This window comes from Streptomyces rugosispiralis (genome assembly GCF_024505145.1).
GTDB lineage: Bacteria > Actinomycetota > Actinomycetes > Streptomycetales > Streptomycetaceae > Streptomyces > Streptomyces rugosispiralis.
The window spans coordinates 1-273 of record NZ_JANIAA010000279.1 but is presented as its reverse complement, the minus strand read 5'-3'; the positions used below and the strand labels follow the sequence as shown (position 1 = coordinate 273).

Below are 273 nucleotides of genomic sequence, written 5' to 3'. Positions count from 1 at the left end.
CACCGCAGCAGGCTCCACCCCATACGAACGCCACAACTCCGCCAACGACACCATCACCGCGAACAGCGCAGGCTGCACCACATCCACCCGCTCCAACACCTCCGCAGCACCCTCACCACCCCGCAACACATCGCCAAGCGACCACTCCACGAACGGCGCCAACGCCACCGCACACTCACCCACCCGCTCCGCGAACACCGGCGACGACTCCAACAACCCCGCCGCCATCCCCACCCACTGCGACCCCTGACCAGGGAAGACCAACACCGCACG

General features: G+C 67.4%; 1 protein-coding gene. It reads right to left on the bottom strand.

All coding sequences use genetic code 11. The features are described from left to right. Positions 1-273, bottom strand: a 273-nt coding sequence (locus NP777_RS47445; protein WP_256656411.1) for an acyltransferase domain-containing protein, incomplete at both ends; no start/stop codon positions are given.